The 5,960-nt window shown below is 57.4% G+C and carries 7 protein-coding genes; 1 reads left to right on the top strand and 6 read right to left on the bottom strand.

Annotated elements, in window-relative coordinates:
* Nucleotides 1–867, bottom strand: an 867-nt coding sequence (locus QVP03_RS05700) for a DUF3078 domain-containing protein (RefSeq protein ID WP_288210665.1), incomplete at its 3' end; no start/stop codon positions are given.
* Nucleotides 868–962: 95 nt separating this feature from the next.
* On the opposite strand from QVP03_RS05700, the gene nfo reads away from it, so the two are divergent.
* A complete protein-coding gene (gene nfo, locus QVP03_RS05695) occupies nt 963–1,808 on the top strand; it encodes a deoxyribonuclease IV (RefSeq protein WP_022332590.1) in 846 nt (281 codons plus the stop codon).
* A 179-nt stretch (nt 1,809–1,987) separates the two neighbouring features.
* On the opposite strand, the gene QVP03_RS05690 is transcribed toward nfo, so the two are convergent.
* From QVP03_RS05690 to QVP03_RS05670, 5 genes are all read right to left on the bottom strand, one after another.
* A complete protein-coding gene (locus QVP03_RS05690) occupies nt 1,988–3,190 on the bottom strand; it encodes an aspartate aminotransferase family protein (RefSeq protein ID WP_022332589.1) in 1,203 nt (400 codons plus the stop codon).
* Nucleotides 3,187–3,876, bottom strand: coding sequence for a TrmH family RNA methyltransferase (locus tag QVP03_RS05685; RefSeq protein ID WP_022332588.1), 690 nt, complete (start codon nt 3,874–3,876; stop codon nt 3,187–3,189). The genes QVP03_RS05690 and QVP03_RS05685 overlap by 4 nt, the downstream gene beginning before the upstream one ends.
* Nucleotides 3,857–4,777, bottom strand: coding sequence for a ribosome small subunit-dependent GTPase A (rsgA, locus tag QVP03_RS05680; protein WP_018696278.1), 921 nt, complete (start codon nt 4,775–4,777; stop codon nt 3,857–3,859). The genes QVP03_RS05685 and rsgA overlap by 20 nt, the downstream gene beginning before the upstream one ends.
* A gap of 3 nt (nt 4,778–4,780) precedes the next feature.
* Nucleotides 4,781–5,293 (bottom strand): CvpA family protein, encoded by a 513-nt coding sequence (locus tag QVP03_RS05675; protein ID WP_022332586.1) that lies wholly within the window; start codon nt 5,291–5,293, stop codon nt 4,781–4,783.
* A 117-nt stretch (nt 5,294–5,410) separates the two neighbouring features.
* Nucleotides 5,411–5,629, bottom strand: a complete 219-nt coding sequence (locus QVP03_RS05670; RefSeq protein WP_022332585.1) for a helix-turn-helix domain-containing protein — start codon at nt 5,627–5,629, stop codon at nt 5,411–5,413.
* Nucleotides 5,630–5,960 lie beyond the last annotated feature (331 nt).

The following is a 5,960-nucleotide window of genomic DNA, read 5'->3' as shown; positions in this document are numbered from 1 at the left end:
CGTCGTGCGGTAGCGCAGGAAACCGGTCTTGCCGAACGTGCGGTCGAAGTCGATCTGGATCGACGAACCGCCTTCGTATTTGGACGTCTTGTCGGGGTCTTCGATACCGTAGTTGAATCCGTTCGTTTTGCGGATCAGTTCGTTCTCCGCAAAGGTGGCATTCAGGGCGATCGGCGAGATGTTGACCACGATCGGGAATTTGGCCTTGGGGCTTTTATAGGTGATACCGAGCGAGATGTCGAGGTAGCCCGGGGTCATGAATTTGCTCTTGAGGTGCTCCTCCTTTTGTTCCGTACGCGATTTGTACCCGTTGACGAACTGGCTGCGGAAATTCAGGATCGAACCGTACGACCAGTTGTCGGACATCTTGAACGACGGGGCGACGGAAATCACGAATTCGTCCTGGTTTTTGAACCAGATACCCTCGCTGTCGGTGTATTCGTTGCCTTCGTCATCTTTCTGGGTCGTTTCGACCTTCATGCGGTTGTAGCCGAGCTTGGCATTGAACTTGGTTTCGAGCGTGAAGAGGTTCTTCGTGAAGAGGTGGCGCAGCCCGAAAACCGCCGTCAGGGCAATGGAGTTGTCACCGCCCGAGACCGAGATCCACGGGTCGTTGTACGACGTGAGTGAACCCTGTATGCCTCCGCTGAATTCGAGGTAGTTGCGCTCCTTGCGGATTGCGGCGCGCTCGGCCTTGTAACGGGCCAGGCTGAAATAGTCCACATCGACGGAGGTGGATTTCAGTTTGTCCTGGAAGGTCACTTTGTCCTCTTTGGCATCGACTTCGTCGATGGATATTTGTGCGAACGCGGGGTTGCCGGCCAAAAGGGCGGGAATGAGCCCGAAAAGCAGGTAAAAATATTTCATAGTGAAGCGATTATAATTGCAAATTCAATATGCAAATTTATGAAATTATTTACAAAATCCTTAACTTTGTCTTAAGTTAATACAGAGACAATCATATGAAATATATCGGAGCACACGTAAGTGCTGCGGGAGGTGTGGAAAACGCGCCCGCCAATGCACACGGGATCGGGGCCACGGGCTTCGCCCTTTTCACGAAGAACCAGCGCCAGTGGGTGGCCGCGCCGCTCACCGCAGCGCAGATCGACGCCTTCCGCACGGCCTGCGACCAATACGGGTATACACCCGCGCAGATCCTGCCCCACGACTCGTACCTGATTAACCTCGGGCATCCCGAACGGGAGGCTCTGGAGAAGTCGCGCGCAGCCTTCCTCGACGAGATGCAGCGCTGCGAAGCGCTGGGGCTCGACCGGCTGAACTTCCACCCCGGCAGCCACCTGCAAAAGATTTCGCCCGAACGGTCGCTCGACCTGATCGCCGAGTCGATCAATATCGCGCTGGACAAGACCCGCGGCGTGACGGCCGTGATCGAAAACACGGCCGGACAGGGTTCGAACCTCGGGTTTGCCTTCGAACACCTGGCCTACCTGATCGAGCGGGTCGAAGACAAATCGCGCGTGGGGGTCTGCATCGACACCTGCCATGCCTTTGCCGCCGGATACGACCTGCGGACGGCGGAGGCCTGCGACAAAACCTTTGCGGAGCTGGAACGCGTGGTCGGGTTCGAATACCTGAAAGGCATGCACCTGAACGACGCCATGAAAATCCTGGGCAGCCATGTCGACCGCCACACGCCGCTGGGCGAGGGGATGATCGGCATGGAATGTTTCCGCTATATCATGCAGGACGCGCGTTTCGACGGCATTCCGCTGATCCTTGAAACCCCCGACGAGCAGCGCTGGCCGGAGGAGATCGCCCTGCTCAAGTCATTGGCCGAAGAATAGGAAACCATTGACTCCGCAGCCGGAGCAGGCACGGCGATGCGGAAAATTACGGCCGGCATGCGCCGTCGTCGAAAAATAGTTGCCGCATATGTTTAATTGCGGGTAATCGCGGCCGGGAGATTCCGGCGTAATACGAAAAAAGAGGGTTTCCGACCCTCTTTTTCGTTTGGCCGCCCGGCCTATCCCAATTCGTCGAGGCATTTGAGGATCAGTGCCGCGCTTCCGCGGATCTCCTCCTCCGAGATCGTCAGCGGCGGCGAGATGCGGAACGCCGTGTCACAGAACAGAAACCAGTCGCTCAGGATCCCCGCCTGCTTGAACAGTTCCATGATGCGGTAGAGTTTCTGCGGTTCGCCCAATTCGACCGCCAGCAACAGTCCGCTGCGGCGGATTTCACGCACGGCGGGATGGTTGCCGAGCAGTTGTGCGTAGAGTGTGCCCTTCGCCTCGACCCCTTCGACGACCTTGTTGTCGAGCAGGTAATTCAATGCCGCGAGCCCGGCTGCGCAGCATACCGGATGTCCGCCGAAGGTGGTGATATGCCCCAGCACGGGGTTTTCCTGCAGGGTCTGCATAATCTCCGGCCTCGAGGCGAACGCTCCCAGCGGCATGCCGCCCCCGAATGCCTTGGCCAGGCACACGATGTCGGGCGTAACACCGTATTTGAGCATGGCGAACAGCGCTCCCGTGCGCCCCATGCCGGTCTGTATCTCATCGAATACGAGCAGCGCCCCGACTTCGTCGCAACGGCGCCGCAGCGCCTCCAGATAGCCCGGGACAGGCGGGCGGACGCCCGCTTCGCCCTGCACGGGTTCTGCAAGGACGCATGCCGTGCGGCGCGTGATGCGCTCTAACTCCCCGAAATCGTTGAATTCGATTGCCTGCACGTCGGGCAGCAGGGGCCGGAAAGCTCCTTTCCACTCCTCGCCTTCGGGAGCCCCCATCATGCTCATCGACCCGTGGGTCGACCCGTGGTAGGCACGCCGCATGGAGACCAGCTCCGTGCGTCCGGTATAGCGTTTGGCCAGCTTGAGCGCCCCTTCGACCGCTTCGGCGCCCGAATTGACGAAATAGAGACTCGACAACCCGCCCGAAAGCAGCGACGCCACCTTTGCGGCATACTCCACCTGCGGCGTTTCGACCAGCTCGCCGTAGACCATGACGTGCATGTAACGCGCGGCCTGTTCCTGTACGGCCTTCACGACGGCAGGATTGCAGTGCCCGACGTTGCTCACCGATACTCCGGCGACCAGGTCGTAATAGCGTTTTCCTTCGGGCGTATAGAAGAACGACCCTTCGGCGCGCGCCACCTCGACCAGCATCGGGGACGGCGAGGTCTGGCCGACATGGGCCAGGAATTGTTTTCTGAGGATGGTATTCATGGTAGGTTTCCGAATTTGCGGGCGAGAATTCCCTTGGCGTCCTTCACGCTGGACATCATCCAGCGGTAGAGCACTTCGGCCTGCCGCGCCTCGTCCATGCGCCAGTCGCCGACCGTGAGCCGTACCCGTTCCGAGAGCATGTAGATCAGGATTGCGGCCGATGCCGAAACATTCAGGCTTTCGACCATGCCGCACATCGGGATGCGCAGGAATTCGTCGGCCCCGGCGATGACCTCGTCCGATATTCCGGCGTGCTCGGTGCCGAAGACCAGTGCGAACGGCCCGCGCGTGACGTCGAAAGTCTCGGGCGTCACATCCTCGCGGTGGGGTGTCGTCGCCACGATGCGGTACCCGTCCCGGCGCAGTGCGGCGAGCGCCCCAGCGGTTGAGCTATGGCGCCGCACGTCGACCCATTGGTCGGTGCCGCGGGCGATATCGGGATTGGGGTCGAATCTGCAGAGTGTCTCGACGGTGTGCATCTCCTGTATGCCGAAGGCTTCGCAATGGCGGATCAGCGCCGCTGCATTCTGTCCGTGGAACATGTTTTCCGCCAGTACGGTCATGTAGCGCGTACGCATGGCGACCGTGCGGCGAAGTACCTCATTGCGTTCGGGTGTCATGAACTCCGCAAGGCTGGCCGTACGCGCGCCATACCAGGCGGTGTCCCTATTTGCGGTATTTTTCATCTTCATCGAGGATTTTCAGGTAACTCTCGTAGCGGGCATAGGCGATTTTCCCCTCCCTGACCGCTTCGACCACGGCGCACCCCGGCTCGTGAGTGTGGGTGCAGTTGTAGAAGCGGCACTCAGGGGCGACGCGCATCATCTCCGGAAAATAGTGCCACAGCTCGGCATCGTCGATGTCGATCAGCCCGAACCCCTTGATGCCGGGCGTGTCGATCACCGCCCCGCCCCCGGCCAGCGGGTACATCGTCGAGAAGGTCGTGGTATGACGCCCTTTATGGTGGCTGTCGGAGATCTCCCCCGTACGGATGTCGAGCGACGGGTCGATGGCATGTATGAGCGTCGATTTTCCAACGCCCGAGTTCCCCGACAACAGCGTCACGCGGCCTTCGAGCAGTTCGCAGACCGCTTCGACGCCGACACCTTCCGTGGCCGAAACCTCCAGCACGCGGTATCCGGCACCTTCGTATACGGCGCGGAATTCCGCCATGGCTGACGGATCCTGCAGGTCGGCTTTCGAAAGTGCGATCGTTACGGGCACCTTGTAGGCCTCGCAGGTCACCAGGAAGCGGTCTACGAACTCCGTGGCCGTTTCCGGGGCCCGCAATGTCGCCAGCAGCAATGCCTGGTCGATGTTTGCGGCGATGATATGGGACTCCTTCGACAGGTTCGAAGCCCTGCGGATCACATAGTTGCGGCGGGGGCAGATGTCGCAGATGACGTAGTCGCCCCCGTCGTCGGACTCGCAGGTGACCTGGTCACCCACCACCACCGGGTTGGTCGACCGGATGCCTTTTAGACGCAGGCGCCCGCGGATGCGGCAGCGGACGGCCTCCCCGTCGTGCAGCACCTCGTACCAACTCCCTGTGGCGCGTATCACCACGCCTGTGAACCGTTTTCCCATCGGCTATTCTTCGTCCTGCTCCCGCGCCTGCCGCGGCACCTGTTCGCCGACCCATTCCAGGAACGGGAAAATACGCTCGGAGAGGCGCATGACGGGTTTGTAACTTTTTGATTTCTCGATCGTACGGGCCCCTATCAGGGTGTAGTCCTCGTTCAGCGTGTCGAACGCCGAAAACAGGACGCTCAGCAGCAGCATGTATTTCAAAACGGATACGGCGATGCCCAGTACGATATCGGCTATCCCGAACCCCGCAAAGTGGCACAACTTGCGTACCAGCCGTCCTGCGATGGCTACCAGCAGGACGACCGCCAGGAGCACCACGACGAATCCTCCGGCAGCTGAAATCGTCTCGTCAAGCTTGAGCCAGGCGCCGACTTCGGCACCGTAACGTGAAGCAACCCAGATGCCTGCGATGATTCCGGCCAACGAACATACCTGCATGACAAATCCTTGGCGCCAACCGTTCCAGACGGCTAACACCAGCATGAGGCAGACGATCAAATCGATAGTGTTCACAAATAGCTGTACCTTATTTTGTTTCGGTCGTAAATATACGATAAATTACCGAAAATGCCCAAAAAAAGAACCCTTCGGACGATAAGGCCGGGATATATAAATATAGGTATATCCCTTTTAGCGAATTACATCGCGCAGGCTCACACTCAGCGCATTACAAATGATACACATCGTTTTGACCGTAAGGTTCGTACGTCCCGCTTCGATACGGCTCAAATTGGATCTTTCCATGTCGCAACGGTATGCAAGTTCCTGTACCGTCAGACGTCGCTCCTTCCTCAACTCTCTGATCCTGGAAGAGATATAGGATATCTCCTCCTCGTAAACAACTCCCATTTCAAAAATTTGGATAAAAATTTTGTTGTGCAAATTTTTATATATATATTTGCACCATGCGTATCATATATGATACCAGCAACTATGGTGTCATAACTGGAAAATTTAATGCGTCAACTAATTATAAAGAATGCGTCACTTAATACAAATAACGTGTTTGATGGTCTGAAAAGTCTATGAAATACTACAAAAGGCAGACTCCGCGAATGAGAAATAGCAAGCGTCACTCTATTGATAAAACTAAATGCGTCAACACTAAAAAACAATTCCATTTCAATTCTTCATTACTATGAAAAAAAACTTATTCAGAAAATTTCTTGCACTGTTCCTC

The organism is Alistipes sp. CAG:29 (assembly GCF_000435435.1).
Lineage (GTDB): Bacteria > Bacteroidota > Bacteroidia > Bacteroidales > Rikenellaceae > Alistipes > Alistipes onderdonkii.
The sequence above is the reverse complement of the archived record's forward strand: the minus strand, read 5'-3'. Positions and strand labels throughout refer to the sequence as shown.